The organism is Bosea vaviloviae (assembly GCF_001741865.1).
GTDB classification, from domain to species: Bacteria; Pseudomonadota; Alphaproteobacteria; order Rhizobiales; family Beijerinckiaceae; genus Allobosea; species Allobosea vaviloviae.
Window position 1 is genome coordinate 3,461,587 of record NZ_CP017147.1, and the last position, 17,353, is coordinate 3,478,939.

The following is a 17,353-nucleotide window of genomic DNA, read 5'->3' on the forward strand; positions in this document are numbered from 1 at the left end:
CCTGATAGTGCCGACTTGGAAATGGGTTCCTGCGCGGCCCGCCATGTCCTTGATCTCACGCCGGTTCGCTATGCTTACGGCCTTGCATTGCGCCCGGGGCTCACTCCGTGTCGAGCCATCCGGGCACTCCAGCTCGATCAGGCGCCTCCGGCGCCTGATCAGATGCCGAGCGCGCAGCCGTCCTTGCGCGGGTCGGAGCCGCCAAGCAGCGTGCCGTTCTCCCAATCGATCCAGATCGCCTGGGCGCCGCCGATCGGCGTCTTGGCGGGCTGAACCTTGAAGCCCCGGCTTTCGAGCGCAGGGCCGCAGGACGCTAGCAACCGGCCTTCGAGCTCGACGGTTGCGGTGCCCGGCAGCGGGAACAGCCGCGGCAGGTCGATCGCGCTCTGCAGGTCGAGGCCGTGGTCGAACAGCTTCGACAGGAAATGGGCATGGCCCATCGCCTGATAATGGCCGCCCATCACGCCGAAGGACAGGCAGACCCGGCCATCCTGCGCGAGCATGGCGGGGATGATCGTGTGCATCGGACGCTTGCCTGGGCCGACCGCGTTCGGGTGGTCCTGTTCGAGCACGAAGCTCTGGCCGCGATTATGGAGAAGCACGCCCGATTTCGGCGTCAGCAACCCGCTGCCATAGGGATGGAAGATCGAGTTGATGAAGCTGACCGCATTGCGGTCCTTGTCGACGACGCTGATGTAGACCGTGTCGCGATGCTCGGCGCCACCTGTGAGGGCCGGCAGCGGCGCGGTCGCGCGCGCCGGGTCGATCCGGGCGGCGAGCTCATCGGCAAGCGCGTCCGAGAGCAGATAGTCGACCGGCACATGGCTGAGCGCCATGTCGGCGACGAACTGGTCGCGCGCGGCATAGGCCAGGCGCGTCGCCTCGACCTCGATATGCAGGTTCTCCACGGCGAGCGGATCGGGCTTCGGCGTGAAGCGCTCCAGGATCTTCATGATCATCAGGGCGACGATGCCCTGGCCGTTGGGCGGGATCTCGTAGACCGTTCGACCGCGGAACTGCGTGCTGATCGGCGTGACATATTCGCCGGCGGCCGTGGCGAAATCCTCCAGCGTGTGCAGGCCTCCAGCCGCCTTGAGATAGTCGACCGTCTCGGCGGCGATCTCGCCGCGATAGAAGGCATCGCGCCCCTCGCGGCCGATCGCCTCCAGCGTCGTGGCCAAAGCCGGCTGGTGCTGGACCGTGCCGGCCGCCGGCGCCTCGCTCCCGACGAGGAAGGTCGCGGCCGCATTGGCATCCTGCCGCAGCAGGTCGCGCTGGTTGCCGAGATCATAGGCGACGCGCGGCGTGATCGCGTAACCGTCGCGGGCGAGCTTGACCGCCGGCTGCAGGATCTCGGCGAGCGGCATCCGGCCATGATCCTTGACCAGCCGCGTCCAGGCGTCGACGGCGCCCGGTACCGTCACGGCATGGGGCGAGTGCCGTTCGATCGTGGTGATTCCGGCTGCGCGGTACCAGTCGAGTGTGGCGGTGGCGGGCGTGCGGCCCGAGCCGTTATAGCCGCGGATATCGGTGCTGCCGCCTTTCGAGATCAGGGCGAAACAGTCGCCGCCAATGCCGGTCGAGCCTGCCTCGACGACGCATTGCACGGCGCAGGCGCCGACGGCCGCATCGACCGCATTGCCGCCGGCGCGCAGGATATCGATGGCGACGAGCGTCGCCGCCGGATGCGAGGTGGCGGCCATGGCCTCGCGGCCAATAGTGAGGGAACGTCCGGGAAGCTCGAAATCACGCATGGCAGGCCTGATCTTGGTTGGCCGCAGGCATGGGCGCCGACGGCGGTGGGTTCATCATTGCGGGCTCGCCCGGAAGGCAGCGTTGCTGCCGTCCGGGCCTGCGTTGTCAGCCCTTGCGCAGATTGGTGAAGACGGGAACGCCGTTCAGCATGCCGGTCAAGCTCTTGCGATAGGCGACGGGCTGGAAATACTGCCCCGCCGGGACATAGGGCACGTCCTGCATCGCCTGCAGTTCGATCTCGCGGGCGATCGCTTTCTGCTCTGCGAGAGTACCCGCCTCGAGCCAGCGGGCGCGCAGCGCCTCGATCTGCGGGCTTTCGGGCCAGCCGGGGCCGGCTTTGGGACCATTGCCGCGCAAGGGCGAGCTCGTCGCCGGCGAGCCGAGATCGAGTCCCGACCAGTAGGTGACGTAGCAGCTCCAGCCACCCTGCTCGATCGGGTTGCGGTTGGTGATGCGCTGCAGAACCGTGCCCCAGTCGGCCGCGAGGAAGTCGACATTCGCACCGATCTGACGCAAGGCGTCGGCCGCAACATCGCAAACCAGCGAGATGCGCGGCACGTCCTGGGCCGCGAGGAAGACGATGCGCTCGCCCTTATAGCCCGCGTCAGTCAGCTCCTGCTTGAGCTTTCCGAAATCCTTCGGCCCTTTCAGTGCCGAGGCCACAGCGTCCGACGCCATCGGCGAGTTGCTGGGAAAGAAACCCATGCTGCTGCGCTCGACCTTGGGATCGCCGCCGCAGACTGCGTCCATGCAGGCCTGCTGGTCGAGGGCCTTGAGGATCACGCGTCGGATGGCCGGGTTGTTGAACGGCGCCTGGGTATGGTTGAGGCGCAATTGGCCGGCCATGCCGCTCGCATCCTTGACCTCGACGACGATGTTGGGGTCCTTCCGCAGCAGCGGCAGCAGGTCGATCAGCGGCTGCTCGATCCAGTCCACAGCTCCGGTCTGGAGCGCCGAGACCGCGGTCGCGGCGTCCGGCATGACATTGAACTCGACGCGGTCGAGATAGGGCGTGCGCGGCCCCGCGGTGAAGCTCGGCGTGCCGCTGGCGCGCGGCACATAGCCTTGATGACGGGCATAGACATGGCGGGCGCCCGAGACGCGCTCCTCCTTGACATAGCGGAACGGGCCCGAGCCGATCGCCTCCGGGATCTGCTTGAACGGGTCGGTCTCGGCCAGGCGCTCGGGCATGATCGCGGCGACCAGCGCGCTCGGGCGCGCCAGCGCGGCCGGCAGCAGCGGGAACGGCTTCTTGAGCCGGAAGACGATGGTGCGGTCGTCGGGTGCCGAGAGCTCGTCGGTCACCGCCATCAGCGCCTGGCCGAAGGCGTCGCGCGCGCCCCAGCGCTTGATCGAGGCGACGGCGTCGCGCGCCAGCACCTTGGCTCCGTCATGGAAGACCAGGCCCGGCCGCAGCGTCAGGGTCCAGCGCTTGCCGTCATCATCGACGATGTGGCCCTCGACCATTTGCGGGTGCGGCTGTAGGGTCTCGTCGAGGCCGTAGAGCGTGTCCCAGACCAGGAGCGCATGGGTGCGGGTCGAATAGCCGGTCGTCCAGATCGGGTCGATGATCGCGACGTCGGAATAGGGCACGAAGCGCAGGGTCTTGGCCTCCTGCGCAAGCGCGACATGCGGCGCCGCGGGCAGGAAGGTTGCGGCGGCGGAGGCTTTCAGAAACTGGCGTCTGTCCATGTCATTCCCCTGTTATTGATGTCTTGTGCTCGGCGTGCAGGCCGCTGCGGACCCTTGTCGCGCCTGAAATCGGATCGCCTTGGCGCATCCCTCCCGATGCTTGGCTAAGGCAGTTTTGGCTAAGGCAGTTGCAGTGCGCTCGAAGCCACTTGGCCGGCGCGGCGCGGCGTGCCGGTCGCGAGATTGCCGCTGCGCAGGAACTCGGCGAGGCGCAGCGCCGTGCGCATGACGTGGTCGCGCATGGTCTGCTCGGCGAAGGCGGCATCGCCGGTCTTCATCGCCTCGACCACGACATCCTGGGTCTGGGTGGCGGTGCGCGGCCGGTCGATATGGTGGAGCCAGACGCGCATATAGGGCTCGACGGCGATATGCAGCGCCGAGATCTGCCGCACGAGCTTCGGCCGGCCGCTGAGCCCGCAGATATATTCGTGGAAGGCCTGGTGATGGCTCAGCCAATCGCCGCCGCCGGCTTCGCCGCTGCGCTCCATCCGCTGCATGAAGCTGTCGAGTTCGGCCAGCACCGCGGCATCGACGCGCGGCATGGCGAGGCGGACCGCCAGCCCCTCGAGCACCGAGCGCATCTCGAAGGTCTCGAAGATCTCGTCGATGGTCAGGCCGGACACCACACAGCCGCGGTTGGGCCGGATCATGACGAGCCCTTCATTGGCGAGGCGCTGGAACGCTTCGCGCACCGGCATGCGGCTCATCGCCAGCTCCTGCGCGATCGTCTCCGGGATCAGCCGCTCGCCCGGCTGATAACGCCCGACGCGGATGGCCTGGAGAATCGCGCGATAGGCCTCCTCCTGCGCCGTGGCGGCCGAAGGTGTCCGTCCAAAGCTCATGTCCGTCCAAAGCTCATGGACTGGCTCCCTGCGAGAGCGCCGCCAACGGTGGTGGCGCTCGATTGCATCACTGTATCCAGTGATGCAATCGAAGGCGAAAGAACGCAAGCACCCAACCTGCTGCAATGCTGCTCAAGAGCGCTTGAACTTTTGGCCGATCTGTTTGGGCTGCCTTCAGCGCGAGCAGTCGGCAACCGCTTGCGCCGTGTACTCGCCAGTTGCGGGGCGGGGGCATGTTCGCTGCGGCCGTTGACGAGTCTCACATCACGCACTATTTGAAGTTACATGAAGCGAGATAGTCGATTGTCAGGTGTGCTCCACGTGCTGTTGCACATGGCGGAGCAGGATGGCCCGGTGACGTCAGACGTGCTGGCGAGAGCGATGGGCACCAATCCGGTCGTGGTCCGCAGGGTCATGGCCGGCTTGCGCGAGCAGGGCTATGTGCGCTCGGAGAAGGGGCATGGCGGCGGTTGGACGATCGCGCGGGATCTGGCCGAGATCACGCTGCGCGATATCTATGATGCGCTTGGCCGCCCCACGCTGCTGGCGATGGGCAACCGCACGGAGGCGCCGGGCTGCCTTGTCGAGCAGGCTGTCAATGCAGCCCTCGACACGGCCTTTCGAGACGCGGAGGCGCTTCTGCTGTCCCGCCTGGGCGACGTCACGCTCGCCGCGCTGAGCGCCGATTTCCACGTCCGTCTGACCGCGCGCTCGGGTTCCTTCCGAACGGAGGTCGATCATGCCCACTAAGGCTGGCGCCCAGCACTTCTTGGACGTCTTCTCCGATCCGGAGCGCGTCGCCCGCTATGCGGATGGTCCCCGTCGCTATGTGCCCGGTCTCGCCGATCTTCACCGCATGACCGGGATACTGCTCGCGGAGCGCGCGCCGCGAGATGCCAGGGTTCTCGTCCTGGGGGCAGGCGGCGGGCTGGAGCTGAAGGCTCTGGCGGAGGCCCATCCGGAATGGAGCTTCGTCGGCGTCGACCCATCCGCGGAAATGCTGGGGTTGGCGGCCCATACGCTTGGTCCGCTGGGCGCGCGCGTGGAGCTGGTTCAGGGCTATATCGAGGATGCGCCGGCAGGGCCGTTCGACGCGGCGACCTGCTTGCTGACGCTGCATTTCCTCGCTTCCGACGAGCGGCGGCGGACGGCGAGCGATGTGCGACGCCGGCTCAAGCCGGGCGCACCGTTCGTGGCGGCCCATGGCAGTTTTCCGCAAGGGCAGGGACAAGGACAACGGCAAGACGAGCGGGCGCTCTGGTTGTCGCGCTATGCGGCCTTCGCGATCGCATCGGGTGTCGACCCCGACCAGGCGAATGCAGCCCGAACGGCGATCGACACCAGCGTGAGCATGCTCAGCCCGGAGCAGGACGAGGCGATCCTGCGCGAGGCCGGTTTCGCGGATGTGACGCTGTTCTTTGCCGCCTTCACATGGCGCGGCTGGATCGCGCATGCGTGACGATGAGCGATGCCCGTGGGTGTGGTGTTTGGATCCTGTTGCTTATGCATCGGAGCCACACCGTCATTCCGGGCGTAGCCATCGGGTCCGATCGTCGATCGGCCCAAGGACAGGCTCCGCGCAGACCCTGGATCCATCCTGAACCTCGACAAGCAAGGCGCGGGGAACCCCTCTCCTGTAAGGAGAGGGGCAGGGGTGAGGTGTAGGCCCCTGGACCAGTTGCGTGACAACCTTGCCGTCATTGCGAGCGCAGCGAAGCAATCCAGGGGACGTAGAGCGAGCCCTCCTGTTGGGGTGGACGGCCCCCGATCGGCATCTGTGTGCCAAGATGAGGTTGTCGAAACACCATCTGAGGAGGCCGTCCATGGATCAGGTTATACGCATTGGGTTGGATACGTCGAAGCGTCTTTTTCAACTGCACGGGGTCGACGCGGCGGAGCGAGTGGTGCTGAAGCGCAAGCTGAGCCGGTCGGCGATGGAGGCGTTCTTCGCCCGTCTTCCGCCGACGTTGGTGGTCCTGGAGGCGTGCGGGGCCTCGCATCACTGGGCCAGGGTGCTGACGGCGATGGGTCACGATGTGCGGCTGATCGCGCCGCAGCTCGCCAAGCCCTATGTGAAGCGTGGCAAGAACGACGCGGCCGATGCGGAGGCCTTGTGCGAGGCGGCCGGGCGGCCGAGCATGCGCTTCGTGCCGATGAAGAGCGCCGGGCAGCAGGCCGACCTGATGTTGGCCGGGATGCGGGAACGGCTGGGGCGGCGGCGGACGCAGCTCGCCAACACGATCCGGGGCTATGGGGCCGAGTTCGGCCATGTGGGAGCCAAAGGCGCCGCGCATGTGCGCCCGCTCCTGGAGACGGTGCAGGACGATCCGGAGATCCCGCCCCTGGCCCGAGAGATGTTCGCCGAGCTCGCCCTCGAACTCGCCGAGCTCGAAGAGCGCCTTTGTGCCATCGAGGTGCGGCTGAAGGCCTGGCATCTTGCGAACGAGGCCTCGCGCCGGCTGGCCGAGGTGCCGGGGATCGGCCCGATCATCGCCACCACGCTCGTGATGAAGACGCCCCATCCCGAAGCCTTCCGGTCGGGGCGGGATTTCGCGGCCTGGATCGGACTGACGCCGAAGGACCACTCGACCGCCGGCAAAACCCGCCTCGGCCGGATCACGCGGGCCGGCGACGAGACCTTGCGCAGCCTCCTCGTGGTCGGCGCGACGGCGGTCGTCTGGCAGGTGCGGCGCGGCAAGGCCCGGCGGCCGATGCCCTGGCTCACGAGCCTGCTCGCCCGCAAGCCACCCAAGCTCGCCGCGATCGCACTCGCCAACAAGCTCGCCCGCATCGCCTGGGCCCTCCTGGCGAGGGGCGGACGCTATCGCACGAGCGACGCGCGGCCAGAGGCCTGCCCGGCCGCTGCCTGACCGAGATCCCGGCGCGGACACCAACCTCCGCCGCGCCGGCGAGCCGAGCTTGCAAGACAAGGAGCAGATGGTGGGATCGGTCGATCCTCGACGAGGGCGATGCCGCGCAATCCAGTGGCCGTCACAGGTCGCTATCCTGTTTGGCTCCCTCGCCGCGGAAACCATCTTGGCCAGCGGAAACCCCGCACAAACAGGCCGGACACATGACCGCAAGCGACCAGACCAACCACAGCTTCCATCTTGCAAATAAGGGGCCGTCCACACATGGATTGCTTCGCTGCGCTCGCAATGACGATGGGCAGCAGTGAGGTCACGGCCAAAGCGTCAAACGGCCGACACCTCTCCCTGCCCTCTCCTTACAGGAGAGGGTTCCCCGCGCTTGTCTCGGCGAGAAAAGGGTTATTCGGCAAGAGATGTTCGGCTCACGCTTGCAAGGTGTCAGACGGCGCTCCGCCCAGGATGACGGCGCGGTTCCGAGGATAAACAATATCGAGACGCTCACGCCGCCCTGACGAAGCAGGCGGCCTGGGTTCCAGACTGCGCGTCTTTCAGGGCAGGGCGCGCCGTCGCACAGATATCGACGCGGATCGGGCAGCGGCTGATGAAGGGGCAGCCCGGGGGCGGCGAGAGCGGGCTCGGCAGGTCGCCGGTCAGGATGATCTTTTCGCGGCGGCGCTGCAGGACCGGGTCCGGCAGCGGGATCGCCGAGAGCAGCGCCTGCGTATAGGGGTGCCGCGGCGCCTCGAACATCGCGTCGATCGGCCCACTTTCCGCAACCGTGCCGAGATAGAGCACCATCGCCTCGTCGGCGATGTGACGCACCACCGAGAGATCATGCGAGATGAAGAGATAGGCGAGATCGAGCTCGCGCTGCAGCTCCAGCAACAGGTTCAGGACCTGCGAGCGGATCGAGACGTCGAGCGCCGAAACCGGCTCGTCGAGGATCAGGAGGCGCGGCGACAAGGCGAGCGCGCGCGCGATGACGACGCGCTGGCGCTGGCCGCCCGAAAGCGCGCTCGGCAGGCGCTCGCTGAAGGCCGCGGGCAGGCCGACCCGGTCGAGCAACTCGAACACCCGTTTGCGCCGGTCGTTGCGCGACCAGCCGGCAATGGCGAGCGGCTCGGCGATGCTGTCGCAGATACTCATCTTCGGGTCGAGCGCGGCGCTGGGATCCTGGAAGACGATCTGGATCTCCTGCGCCAAGGCCGCCCTGTCGCTGCCTTTCAGCCCGGTGACGTCGCGCCCGTCGAACAGGATCGTGCCGCCGGTCGCCTGCTCCAGCCCGATCACGGCATAGGCCGTGGTCGACTTGCCGCAGCCGGATTCGCCGACCAGCGCGAGCGTGCGGCCGGCATGGACGTCGAAGGAGACGCCGTCCACCGCCTTGACCACGCCGCCGCGCGCGCCGACGCCCTGGCGCAGCTTGAAATGGACCTTGAGGTCGCGGACCTGCAGCAGCGGCGCGCTCATGCCAAGGCCTCGACACGGGCCGAATGCCAGCAGGCTGCAGCATGGCCGGCCTCGACCAGCGCCAGAGGCGGCGGCTCAAGGCAGGCCTCGTCGGCGAGCGGGCAGCGCGTGCGGAAGCGGCAGCCTTCTGGCCAGGCGCCGGCGCTCGGAACCATGCCCTCGATGGTGCGAAGCATCGCCTTGCGCTGCCCCTGCAAGGTCGGGATCGTCGCCAGCAGCAGCTTGGTATAGGGGTGGCGCGGCGCGGCGAAGATCGGCTCGACCGGCCCGCTCTCGACGATGCGGCCGCCATACATCACGCAGACATCGTCGGCGAGATCGGCGACGACGCCCATGTCATGGGTGATCAGCACGATCGCGGTGCCGACCTCCTCGCGCAGGCGGCGCATCAGATCGAGGATCTGCGCCTGGATCGTCACGTCGAGCGCGGTCGTCGGCTCGTCGGCGATCAGCAGGGCCGGGCGGCAGATCAGGGCCGAGGCGATCATGATGCGCTGGCACATGCCGCCGGAGAGCTCGAACGGATATTGCCGCGCCCGCCTCGCCGCATCGGGAATGCCGACACGGGTCATCATCGCGATGGCCTCCGTGCGCGCGACTTTCCCCGGGAGACCGCGATGCAGGATCAGCGCCTCCTCGACCTGCTCGCCGACGCGCATCAGCGGGTTCAGCGAAGCGACCGGCTCCTGGAAGATGATCGTCGCCTCATTGCCCCGCACCTCCGACAGGGCGGCCTCGCCAAGGCCGGCTAGGTCGCGCCCGTTCAAGCGGATCGCGCCCTGCTTGATCCGTGCCGCCTTCGGCAACAGGCCGAGCACGGAGAGCGCCGTCAGGCTCTTGCCGCAGCCGGATTCGCCGACGATGGCGAGGATGCGGCCAGAGCCGACCGCAAGCGAGACATGGTCGACGATGCGGTTGCCGTCGATCTCGATGACGAGCTCGTCGATCGCCAGGACGGGGGCGTCGATCGTCATCATGCCGTCGCCGCGACCACGGCGGCCCAGGGGCTGGTCGGATGAGCCATGCCGATGAAGCCGCCGTCCGGAGCCGCCATCACGGCCGATGGAATCGAGAAATTCACTGGATAGAGCGTGTCCTCGACGATCTCGATGGGGAAGGCGGTTGCGACGGTCGCGGCGACATCGGCTTCGGCGCGCGCGTCGATCTTGATGCGCGGCGTCGAGGCGTCGATGCGCGGGCGATGGAAAACCTCCTCGAGCGAGAGGCCGAAATCGGCAAGGCCGGAGATCAATTGCAGCACTGTGGGGAAGATGGTGCGCCCGCCCGCAGCCCCGATGGCGAGCACTGGGCGGCCGTTCCGGCTCAGCACAAGCGGGCACATATTGGCGAGCGGCTTTTGGCCGGCCGCGATGCTGTTGGGCTGGCCGGGGCGAGGATCGAACCACATCATGCCGTTGTTCATGAAGATGCCGGCATTGGGCAGCGCGACCTTGGCCCCAAACCGCGAGAGCAGCGTGTTGGTCAAGGAGACCATGGTGCCGTCGCGATCGACCACGCTGACATGGGAGGTGCAGCCGGCCTGCGGCGTCGCGGCATGGCCGAGCGTGGTCAGGCGCGTCGCATAGGCCTCGCGGATGGCGCTGGCGTAGAGCAGGGCGGTCTGGGCCGGCGTGGTCTCGCGCGAGAGCGGGCCGCTTTCGAGCCTGTTGGCTGCGTCGAGAAAGCTCGGCCCGCCGCTCAGGCCGGGAAGTGCCGCAATGTCGAAATCGCGATAGCGGCCGGCGAGCGCCGGCGCCCAGGCGACCTCATAGGCGGCAAGATCGCCGGCGCGGATCGGCGAGCCGCCGGCTTCGAGATCGGCCGCGATCATGCGGGCGCTCTCGCCCTCATAGAAGTCACGCGCGCCGGCCTTGGCCAGCCGTCGCAGCAAGGCGGCCTTGCGCGCCATCGGCTTGAACCGCCGCGTATCGGCCCCGGCCTTGGGCGGGTGCCCGTCATCCAATAGCAGCGCCGCTGAAGCCGGATCACGGGAGAGGCCCGCAGCGTCGATCGCGATGCAGAGCGCCGCGAACCAGTCGATCTCGAGGCCACGCTCGGCATGTTCGATCGCCGGCTGCAGCGCCTCCTCCCAGGAGAGCGTGCCATGGCGTGCGAGCGCGGCTTCAAAGCCGGCGATCGCGCCGGGAACGCAGATCGCGCCATAACCGGAGACATTGCGCTCGTCGATGACGGCCGGCCAGGCGAACCAGTTGCCGCTCTGACCGTCGGTCAGCGGATAATCGGCCGGATCGAGCCCGGCCGCAGTGCGGACGTTGAAGTCGAGGGTCTCGGTCGCGCCCGTCCGGCCATCGGCATGGACGAGAAAGCCGCCGCCGCCGACCCCTGACAGCCAGGGCTCGACGGTGCTCAGCACCAGCGCGGTGACGATCGCCGCATCCATCGCATTGCCGCCGCGCGAGAGCACGGCGGCTCCGGCCTCGGCCGCGTGACGGTTCTGGGCGGCGACGAGTCCATGGGGCGAATGGACGGCGGGCCTCTGGACGGTGAAGGTCTGCATCAGCGCGGGGCCTTGAAGCGAAGCGGGCCGCTGGGCTCGGGCAGCCGCAGCGTCACGCTGAAGCGCTCGGCATTGGCGCTCGCGGCATGATGGGCGGCGAGCTCGCCGACGGTGGCGATCCAGACCCCTTCCGAGGTGGTGACGGCGTCGAGCAGTTTTTCCAGCATCCGGACCCGGCCGGCCCGGCCGGAGATCCAGTCATGGATCGTCAGCATCATCATCCGGCCCTCTCGGTGCAGCACCTGCCATTCGTCGAGCCAGGCTTCGAGGATGCCGCCTTGCGGGGAGGGCGGGGCGCGGTCGGTCGGGCTGCCGGTGAAGCGGAAATAGATCGCGTCGTCGACCGCCCAGAGCACCGGCACCTGGGTGACGCCGTCGATCGTATAGGGATGGTCGAAGCCCATCAGCGAGGAATCGTAGAGCCCGCGCCGCTTCACCTCCGCCAGCATGGCCGGCGTCATCTCCCAGGCCGGCGAGCGGAAGCCTTTCGGCACGATACCGGCTTGGGCTTTGAACAGGGCAAGCGATTCATCGAGCGCGCGGGCGAATTCGTCCGGGCCCGCCTCGGTCGCGATCTCATGGAAATAGCCGTGCAGGCCGACCTCGTGGCCGCGTTCGACGAAGGCCGGCAGCAATTCGGGATGGTTTTTCGCCACCAGGCCCGGCACGAACATCGTCGCCTTGATGCTGTAGCGATCGAGCAGATCGAGGATGCGCCAGATGCCGATGCGCGGGCCGAACAGCCGCTGCTCGATCTGCCCGAGCGTGGCGGGGGCGTCGGGAGCCAGGTTCCATTGATAGGGGCTCTCTGCATCGACATCGATGCTGAAGCAGAAGGCGCTGGTTTTGCCGGCAGGCCAGTCATAGCCGGCGCGGGGGAAGGTCGCGGGGGTCATCGACGCCTCCTTCAAAGCGCGCTCTTCTTGTCCTGATGCACCGCGAGCGAGCCGATCGAATTGCCGCCATCGACCGTCAGCGTCGCGCCGGTGACGTAGGATGAGAGATCGCTGGCGAGATAGAGCAAGGCGTTGCCGACATCCTCGCGCGAGGATGGCCGGCCGAGCGGGATCTGCGAGATCGTGCTCTGGATATGCGCCTCGGTCAGGCCGCTGACCTTGCTGCCGGCGGCGAAGCCCGGTTCGAGCGCATTCGAGCGGATGCCGTACTCGGCGAGCTCGACGCCAAAACCCTTGGTCAATCGGTCGAGTGCCGTCTTGGAGGTCGAATAGACCGCGGCTGTGCGGCGCATCTTGCGCGAGGCTCCCGAGGAGATGTTGATGATCGAGCCCTTGACGCCCTTGCGCACCATCTGCGTCGCGATCTCGCGGGTCAGGATGAAGGGCGCACGCAGATTGACCGAGAAGATCCGGTCGAACTCCTCCGTCGAAGTGTCGAGCAGGAAGCCGCTGGGATAGATCCCGGCATTGTTGACGAGGATGTCGACCGCGCCCCAGCGCTGGCCGATCTCGTTGGCGAGTGCCTTGATCGAGGCCTCGTCGGTCAGGTCGGCGGGCTTGGTGAAGCTGTCGGGACCAAGGTTAAGCGATGCAGCCAAGGCGTCGAGCTCGCCGGCTTTCGCGTCGGTCAGAGCGAGCGTCGCGCCGGCCTCGTGCAACGTCTCAGCGATCCAGCGCCCGATCACGCCGCAGGCACCGGTGACGAGCGCGCGCTTTCCCTTGATGTCGTCGAACATGGTCATGGTCCTCAAAGTTCGAATGGTTGGCGCATTCTCAGCGGAAACGGGGGTCGAGGCGGTCGCGCACGGCGTCGCCGGTCAGGTTGACGGCAAGCACGAGCACGAACAGGCAAAGCCCCGGCAGGGTCGCTGCCCACCAGGCGGTGGCGACGTAGTTGCGGCCAGTCGAAAGCATTGCGCCCCAGCTCGCCGTCGGGGGCTGGACGCCCAGGCCCAGGAAGGAAAGCCCGGCCTCGAACAGCACCATCAGCCCGAATTCGAGCGTCGCGACGACCGAAACCGCGCCGATGATGTTGGGCAGGAGATGGCGGAAGAGGACGCGCGGTGCGCTGGCGCCCATCAGCGCCGCAAGCCGGACATAAGGCATGGTCGCGATCGAGAGCGTCTGGCTATAGGCGACGCGGGCGTAGCGCGGCCAGCGCGTCAAGGCGAGCACCAGGACGACATTGACGAGGCTCGGCCCCAGCACCGCGACGGTGATGATCGCCAGCAGCACGGCCGGGATCGAGAGGAAGACGTCGACGACGCGCATCACCGCGACCTCGATCCAGCCGCGCCGGTAGCCCGCGATCATGCCGAGCGTGGTGCCGACCGTGCCCGACAGGATGACCGAGGCGAAGGCGACGATCAGCGAGACGCGCGCGCCATGGATGATGCGACTGAGCAGGTCGCGGCCGAGCTCGTCGCTGCCGAGCCAGTAATGGAAGCTGCGCGAGATCGTGCCCGGCGGCTTCAGGCGCCCGGTCAGGTTCTGGGCATTGGGATCATAGGGTGCGAGCCAGGGCGCCAGGATCGCGGCCAGCGCCACCAGAGCGACGATCGCCAGCGGCCACCAGCGCCAGAGCTGGCGCTTGCGGCGCGCAGGCGAGGCGGCAACAGCGCTCATCGCCCGCCATCCAGCACGATGCGCGGATCGACCAGGCTGTAGAGCAGGTCCGAGATCAGGTTCAATGCCACGGTGACGAAGGCGCCCATCAGCACGACGCCCTGCACGATCATGAAATCGCGCGCCAGGATCGCCTGCACGGTGACCTGCCCGATGCCGGGCCAGGCGAAGACCGTTTCGACGATGACGGCGCCGGCGAGCAGGTTCGAGATTTCGAGCGCTGCGACCGTGATCAGCGGGATCGAGGCGTTGCGGGCGATGTGGCGGACGAGCAGGCGCCCGGTGCGGACGCCGCGCGAGCGGGCGGTGCGGGCATAATCCTTCGACAATTCGTCGAGCAGGGCCGAGCGCGTGATCCGCGCGAAGGTCGCCATCGAGAGCAGGCCGAGCGCGAAGGACGGCATCACCAGATGCGAGAGGTCGCCGGTCGAGGAGGGCGGCAGCCAGCCGAGCAGCACCGAGAAGACCAGGATCATCAGGATGCCGCTCCAGAAGGTCGGCATGCTCTGGGCTGCGAGCACGAAGCCGGCCGCGAGCTTGGCGATCGCCTTGTCGCGGAAGACCGCGAGCAGGATGCCGATCGGCACGCCGATGCCGCAGGCAACGAGGAGCGCGCCCGCCGCCAGCATCAGCGTATAGGGCAGGCGCGAGGCGATGATCGTCATCACCGGCACGCGTTGCACGACGGACTGACCGAGGTCGAAGCGGGCGAGATCGGCGAGGAAGTCGAGATACTGGACCGGCAGCGGCCGGTCGAAGCCCATCGCATGGCGCAGCGCATCGACATCGGCCTTGGTCGCGGTCTCCGGCACCAGCAGATAGGTCGGGTCGCCGGTCAGGCGCTGGACGAAGAAGATCAGCGTCACCACCCCGATGATGGTGGCGAGTGCCTGTCCGGCACGCCTGAGCAGGAAGCCTTGCATGAAGCCTCAGTCCGTCCAGCTCATGCGGTTGAGGAACATGCTTTCATTCGGCGTCGGCTTGAACTGCAGGTTCTTGGTCGCGCCGTAGATCACGGCCGCCTGATAGAGCGGTACCAGCGGGGCTTCCGCGGCGATGATCTCGTGAACCTGCTTGTAGGCGGCAAGCCGCTTGTCCTTGTCGAGCGTCTGGCGCGCCTCTTCGAGCAGGCTGTCGGCCTTGGAGTTGCGATAGGCCGACCAGCCGCTGCTCTTGTGGATCAGCGGGAAGAGCACGCCGTCTGCATCCTGGCAGGCGCAGGACCAGCGGCCGAAGCTCAGCGTCGAGGTCGCCTCGGGCCCGGCCTGCGAGCGCTTGAGGTAGCTCGCCATGTCCGACATCGCGATCTTGACGTTGAGACCGGCATCGTTGAGCTGCTGCTGGATCGCCTGGACGATGCGCTGGTCGAAGACGGGCGCGGTCGAGAGCTCGATCTCGGCTTTCGCCGCCGGGCCGGCCTCCGCGACCAGGGCCTTGGCCTTGGCGAGGTCGTAGCTTGGCCCCTTCAGGCCCTCGATCCAGCCGAAGCTGACCGGAGTCAGCAATTGCGAGACCGGCTTGTCGAAGCCGCCGAGCAGGCCGTCGACCAGCCCTTCCTTGTCGATGGCATAGGCCGCCGCCAGCCTGAGCTTGACGTTGTCGAAGGGCGGCTTGACCGTGTTGAGGCGCAGATAGGCGACGCGCTCGGTCAGGCCGATCAGGGCCTTGGCCCTGGTCGCGGATTTGAGCTGGCCGGCCTGGTCTGAATCGAGCGTCACGCCGAGATCGCTGGTCCCGGCCTGCAGATTGGCGAGCCGCGTCGCCCCGTCCGGCACGGCGCGGAAGATCACGGCCGGGAAGGGGCCCTTGTCGCCCCAATAGGCGTCGTTGCGCACAAGCGAGACCTGCACGCCGCGCTGCCAGGCCTCGAATTTATAGGGCCCGCTGCCGACGGGCTTCAGGTTGAAGGCGTCCTTGCCAACCGCCTCGACGATGGCCTTCGGTACGATCGAGAGCTTGACCAGCTGGGCGAGCAGGGCCGGATAGGCGCCGTTGGTGGTGAGCTTGACCTTGCTCGGCGAGAGCGCGGTCGCGTCGGTGATCTTGTCGAACTGGCCGAGCTGCGGGCTGCCGAATTTCGGATCGGTGATGCGCTTGACGCTGTAGGCGACGTCATCGGCCGTCAGCTTCGAGCCGTCATGGAAGGTGATGTCGGGCCGCAGCTCGAACTCGATCTCGGTGTCGGAGAGATATTTCCAGCTGGCTGCGACCTGCGGGACGATCTCGCCCTTGTCGTCGCGGGTAACGAGATTGTCGAAGATATTGCGGTAGACATAGTAGCTGTCGGGGTTCCACTGCACCTGTGGATCGAGCGAAGACGGCTCGTTGACGAGGTCGACGACGAGCCGCTCCTTCGAGGCCTGGGCCGGAGCAGCGCCGAATGCGAGCGTGGCTGCGAGCACGGCGACCAAGGCGGCCGCGACATGAGTGGTCCGCGAGAGAATGCTCATCACTGCTGCTCCTTCGAGAGGGGGATCGGGAGAGGGATCGGAGTGTCCGTGGTTGCGGTCGTGGGCCGCGCCCTGCGCCGGCGCGCCGAGCGGGCCGCCGGCTGCGCCAATCGCGACGACACCGCCAGGAAACCATGGGCGAGGGCACCGGCGAAGCGCTCGTTCTCCTGCGTGATCGCGAAGCGGGCGGCGTCCGCATCGCCCGCGATCAGCGCGGCCGCAAGCGCGCGCCGGTCGGGCGGCGCGACGAGGTGGCCGGCGAGATCGAGCAGGCGCAGGATGCGGTCGGCATGGTCCCAGATCTCCCCGAGCCAGCGCCGGGCGAAGCTGCCGGTACTGCTGACAAGCAGATCACGCAGTTGCCGCTCGGCCAGACGCGCGGTCGCCAACGCGGCGGGCTCGCTGCGGCCAAAGACCGATTCCATCACGCCGAGCAGCGAAATCAGCAGGTCGCGTGCCTGCCCATTGAGGCGCTGCGCCGCGAGCGACGGCTCCAGCCTGCGGCGGCCGTCCAGCATCGCCTCGATCAGCGCGCCGTCCACCGGGGCGATGCGCCAGCCCTGCCTGGCGTGCCGGCTGACGAAGCCCTCGCCCGACAAGGCGGTCAGCGCGACGCGGATGCCGGCGCGACCGAGGCTGAAGCGCTCGGCCAGGGCAGCCTCATGGATGAAATCACCCGGTGCGAGTTCGCAGGCGATCACCGCCTTGCGCAGACGCCGGGTCGCGACATCCATCCGCGCCTCAGTGGCGGGCAGGGTGGCAGACGGGGCGAAGGGCGAGGAGGTGTCGAGCATGGCCGGCAATCTGGAATGGTTTGTGAGATTTCACAAGTGATTTGTGACATCTTATCGCGAGGAGCGCTTGGCCCGTAACCTCACCGCTGCTCCCTCGTCATTGCGAGCGCAGCGACGCAATCCAGAAGGGCTCGCTCGACGTCCCCCCGGATTGCTTCGCGGCGCTCGCAATGACGGCCGAAGAGGGTTGAGGAACATCTCAGAGAGCGCTCCAAGACCCCGTTTCGCGGCGGCGGCCGCGCCGGTCTGTCCTGCGCCGGAACGGCGGGGCGCCGCCAGCTCTGCGGGCCGTGCGATCCCGCCGTCGCAATGCTTGCCTTGGACGCAAGGATTCTTTGACCTTTCCTTACGTCGCACTATGATTTTCCCGTCGAGCCGTA

15 protein-coding genes are annotated in these 17,353 nt (G+C 67.6%); 3 read left to right on the plus strand and 12 right to left on the minus strand.

Annotation, left to right across the window (positions count from 1 at the left end; translation table 11 throughout):
• Positions 1-158 precede the first annotated feature (158 nt).
• From ggt to BHK69_RS16035, 3 genes are all read right to left on the minus strand, one after another.
• On the minus strand, positions 159-1,754 hold the full coding sequence (gene ggt, locus BHK69_RS16025; protein ID WP_069690968.1) for a gamma-glutamyltransferase: 1,596 nt from the start codon (positions 1,752-1,754) through the stop codon (positions 159-161).
• 106 nt (positions 1,755-1,860) lie between these two features.
• Entirely contained in the window at positions 1,861-3,447 is a 1,587-nt protein-coding gene (locus BHK69_RS16030) for an ABC transporter substrate-binding protein (RefSeq protein ID WP_069690969.1), read from the minus strand.
• Between the two features lie 119 nt (positions 3,448-3,566).
• Positions 3,567-4,289, minus strand: a complete 723-nt coding sequence (locus BHK69_RS16035; RefSeq protein ID WP_069690970.1) for a GntR family transcriptional regulator — start codon at positions 4,287-4,289, stop codon at positions 3,567-3,569.
• Positions 4,290-4,574: 285 nt separating this feature from the next.
• Here BHK69_RS16035 and BHK69_RS16040 point away from each other — a divergent pair, with 285 nt between their 5' ends.
• The 3 genes from BHK69_RS16040 (at position 4,575) to BHK69_RS16050 (ending at position 7,159) form a co-directional block, all read left to right on the plus strand.
• The gene (locus tag BHK69_RS16040) at positions 4,575-5,039 is read left to right on the plus strand and encodes an RrF2 family transcriptional regulator (RefSeq protein WP_069690971.1); all 465 of its coding nucleotides are present in this window, start codon (positions 4,575-4,577) and stop codon (positions 5,037-5,039) included.
• Positions 5,029-5,748 carry a class I SAM-dependent methyltransferase gene (locus tag BHK69_RS16045; protein ID WP_069690972.1) on the plus strand — a complete coding sequence of 240 codons (720 nt, stop codon included), beginning with the start codon at positions 5,029-5,031 and terminating at the stop codon, positions 5,746-5,748. Before BHK69_RS16040 ends, BHK69_RS16045 begins: the two co-directional genes overlap by 11 nt.
• Before the next feature lie 364 nt (positions 5,749-6,112).
• Complete coding sequence (locus BHK69_RS16050; protein ID WP_069690292.1) at positions 6,113-7,159, plus strand: IS110 family RNA-guided transposase; 1,047 nt, start codon at positions 6,113-6,115, stop codon at positions 7,157-7,159.
• A gap of 498 nt (positions 7,160-7,657) precedes the next feature.
• Here the strand turns inward: BHK69_RS16050 and BHK69_RS16055 are convergent, their stop codons facing one another.
• From BHK69_RS16055 to BHK69_RS16095, 9 genes are read right to left on the minus strand one after another with little or no spacing between them, the layout of a single operon-like run.
• A complete protein-coding gene (locus tag BHK69_RS16055; protein WP_069690973.1) occupies positions 7,658-8,629 on the minus strand; it encodes an ABC transporter ATP-binding protein in 972 nt (323 codons plus the stop codon).
• Positions 8,626-9,603, minus strand: coding sequence for an ABC transporter ATP-binding protein (locus BHK69_RS16060; protein WP_244548215.1), 978 nt, complete (start codon positions 9,601-9,603; stop codon positions 8,626-8,628). Before BHK69_RS16060 ends, BHK69_RS16055 begins: the two co-directional genes overlap by 4 nt.
• Positions 9,603-11,147, minus strand: a complete 1,545-nt coding sequence (locus tag BHK69_RS16065; RefSeq protein WP_148663455.1) for a gamma-glutamyltransferase family protein — start codon at positions 11,145-11,147, stop codon at positions 9,603-9,605. The genes BHK69_RS16060 and BHK69_RS16065 overlap by 1 nt, the downstream gene beginning before the upstream one ends.
• Positions 11,147-12,043 carry a polysaccharide deacetylase family protein gene (locus BHK69_RS16070; RefSeq protein ID WP_069690975.1) on the minus strand — a complete coding sequence of 299 codons (897 nt, stop codon included), beginning with the start codon at positions 12,041-12,043 and terminating at the stop codon, positions 11,147-11,149. The genes BHK69_RS16065 and BHK69_RS16070 overlap by 1 nt, the downstream gene beginning before the upstream one ends.
• A gap of 11 nt (positions 12,044-12,054) precedes the next feature.
• The gene (locus BHK69_RS16075) at positions 12,055-12,840 is read right to left on the minus strand and encodes an SDR family NAD(P)-dependent oxidoreductase (RefSeq protein WP_069693708.1); all 786 of its coding nucleotides are present in this window, start codon (positions 12,838-12,840) and stop codon (positions 12,055-12,057) included.
• Positions 12,841-12,877: 37 nt separating this feature from the next.
• Entirely contained in the window at positions 12,878-13,729 is an 852-nt protein-coding gene (gene nikC / locus BHK69_RS16080) for a nickel transporter permease (RefSeq protein WP_069690976.1), read from the minus strand.
• Complete coding sequence (locus BHK69_RS16085) at positions 13,726-14,652, minus strand: ABC transporter permease (protein ID WP_069690977.1); 927 nt, start codon at positions 14,650-14,652, stop codon at positions 13,726-13,728. The genes nikC and BHK69_RS16085 overlap by 4 nt, the downstream gene beginning before the upstream one ends.
• A gap of 6 nt (positions 14,653-14,658) precedes the next feature.
• Positions 14,659-16,179 carry an ABC transporter substrate-binding protein gene (locus BHK69_RS16090; RefSeq protein WP_069690978.1) on the minus strand — a complete coding sequence of 507 codons (1,521 nt, stop codon included), beginning with the start codon at positions 16,177-16,179 and terminating at the stop codon, positions 14,659-14,661.
• Positions 16,179-16,973: a GntR family transcriptional regulator gene (locus BHK69_RS16095; RefSeq protein WP_069690979.1), complete on the minus strand. Its 795-nt coding sequence runs from the start codon at positions 16,971-16,973 to the stop codon at positions 16,179-16,181. Before BHK69_RS16095 ends, BHK69_RS16090 begins: the two co-directional genes overlap by 1 nt.
• Positions 16,974-17,353 lie beyond the last annotated feature (380 nt).

Excerpts from the sequence above, each read along its gene's own strand:
- ggt (WP_069690968.1), bottom strand. The coding sequence starts at position 1,754 with ATGCGTGATTTCGAGCTTCCCGGACGTTCCCTCACTATTGGCCGCGAG.
- BHK69_RS16030 (WP_069690969.1), bottom strand. The coding sequence starts at position 3,447 with ATGGACAGACGCCAGTTTCTGAAAGCCTCCGCCGCCGCAACCTTCCTG.
- BHK69_RS16035 (WP_069690970.1), bottom strand. The coding sequence starts at position 4,289 with ATGAGCTTTGGACGGACACCTTCGGCCGCCACGGCGCAGGAGGAGGCC.
- BHK69_RS16040 (WP_069690971.1), top strand. The coding sequence starts at position 4,575 with ATGAAGCGAGATAGTCGATTGTCAGGTGTGCTCCACGTGCTGTTGCAC.
- BHK69_RS16045 (WP_069690972.1), top strand. The coding sequence starts at position 5,029 with ATGCCCACTAAGGCTGGCGCCCAGCACTTCTTGGACGTCTTCTCCGAT.
- BHK69_RS16050 (WP_069690292.1), top strand. The coding sequence starts at position 6,113 with ATGGATCAGGTTATACGCATTGGGTTGGATACGTCGAAGCGTCTTTTT.
- BHK69_RS16055 (WP_069690973.1), bottom strand. The coding sequence starts at position 8,629 with ATGAGCGCGCCGCTGCTGCAGGTCCGCGACCTCAAGGTCCATTTCAAG.
- BHK69_RS16060 (WP_244548215.1), bottom strand. The coding sequence starts at position 9,603 with ATGACGATCGACGCCCCCGTCCTGGCGATCGACGAGCTCGTCATCGAG.
- BHK69_RS16065 (WP_148663455.1), bottom strand. The coding sequence starts at position 11,147 with ATGCAGACCTTCACCGTCCAGAGGCCCGCCGTCCATTCGCCCCATGGA.
- BHK69_RS16070 (WP_069690975.1), bottom strand. The coding sequence starts at position 12,043 with ATGACCCCCGCGACCTTCCCCCGCGCCGGCTATGACTGGCCTGCCGGC.
- BHK69_RS16075 (WP_069693708.1), bottom strand. The coding sequence starts at position 12,840 with ATGTTCGACGACATCAAGGGAAAGCGCGCGCTCGTCACCGGTGCCTGC.
- nikC (WP_069690976.1), bottom strand. The coding sequence starts at position 13,729 with ATGAGCGCTGTTGCCGCCTCGCCTGCGCGCCGCAAGCGCCAGCTCTGG.
- BHK69_RS16085 (WP_069690977.1), bottom strand. The coding sequence starts at position 14,652 with ATGCAAGGCTTCCTGCTCAGGCGTGCCGGACAGGCACTCGCCACCATC.
- BHK69_RS16090 (WP_069690978.1), bottom strand. The coding sequence starts at position 16,179 with ATGAGCATTCTCTCGCGGACCACTCATGTCGCGGCCGCCTTGGTCGCC.
- BHK69_RS16095 (WP_069690979.1), bottom strand. The coding sequence starts at position 16,973 with ATGCTCGACACCTCCTCGCCCTTCGCCCCGTCTGCCACCCTGCCCGCC.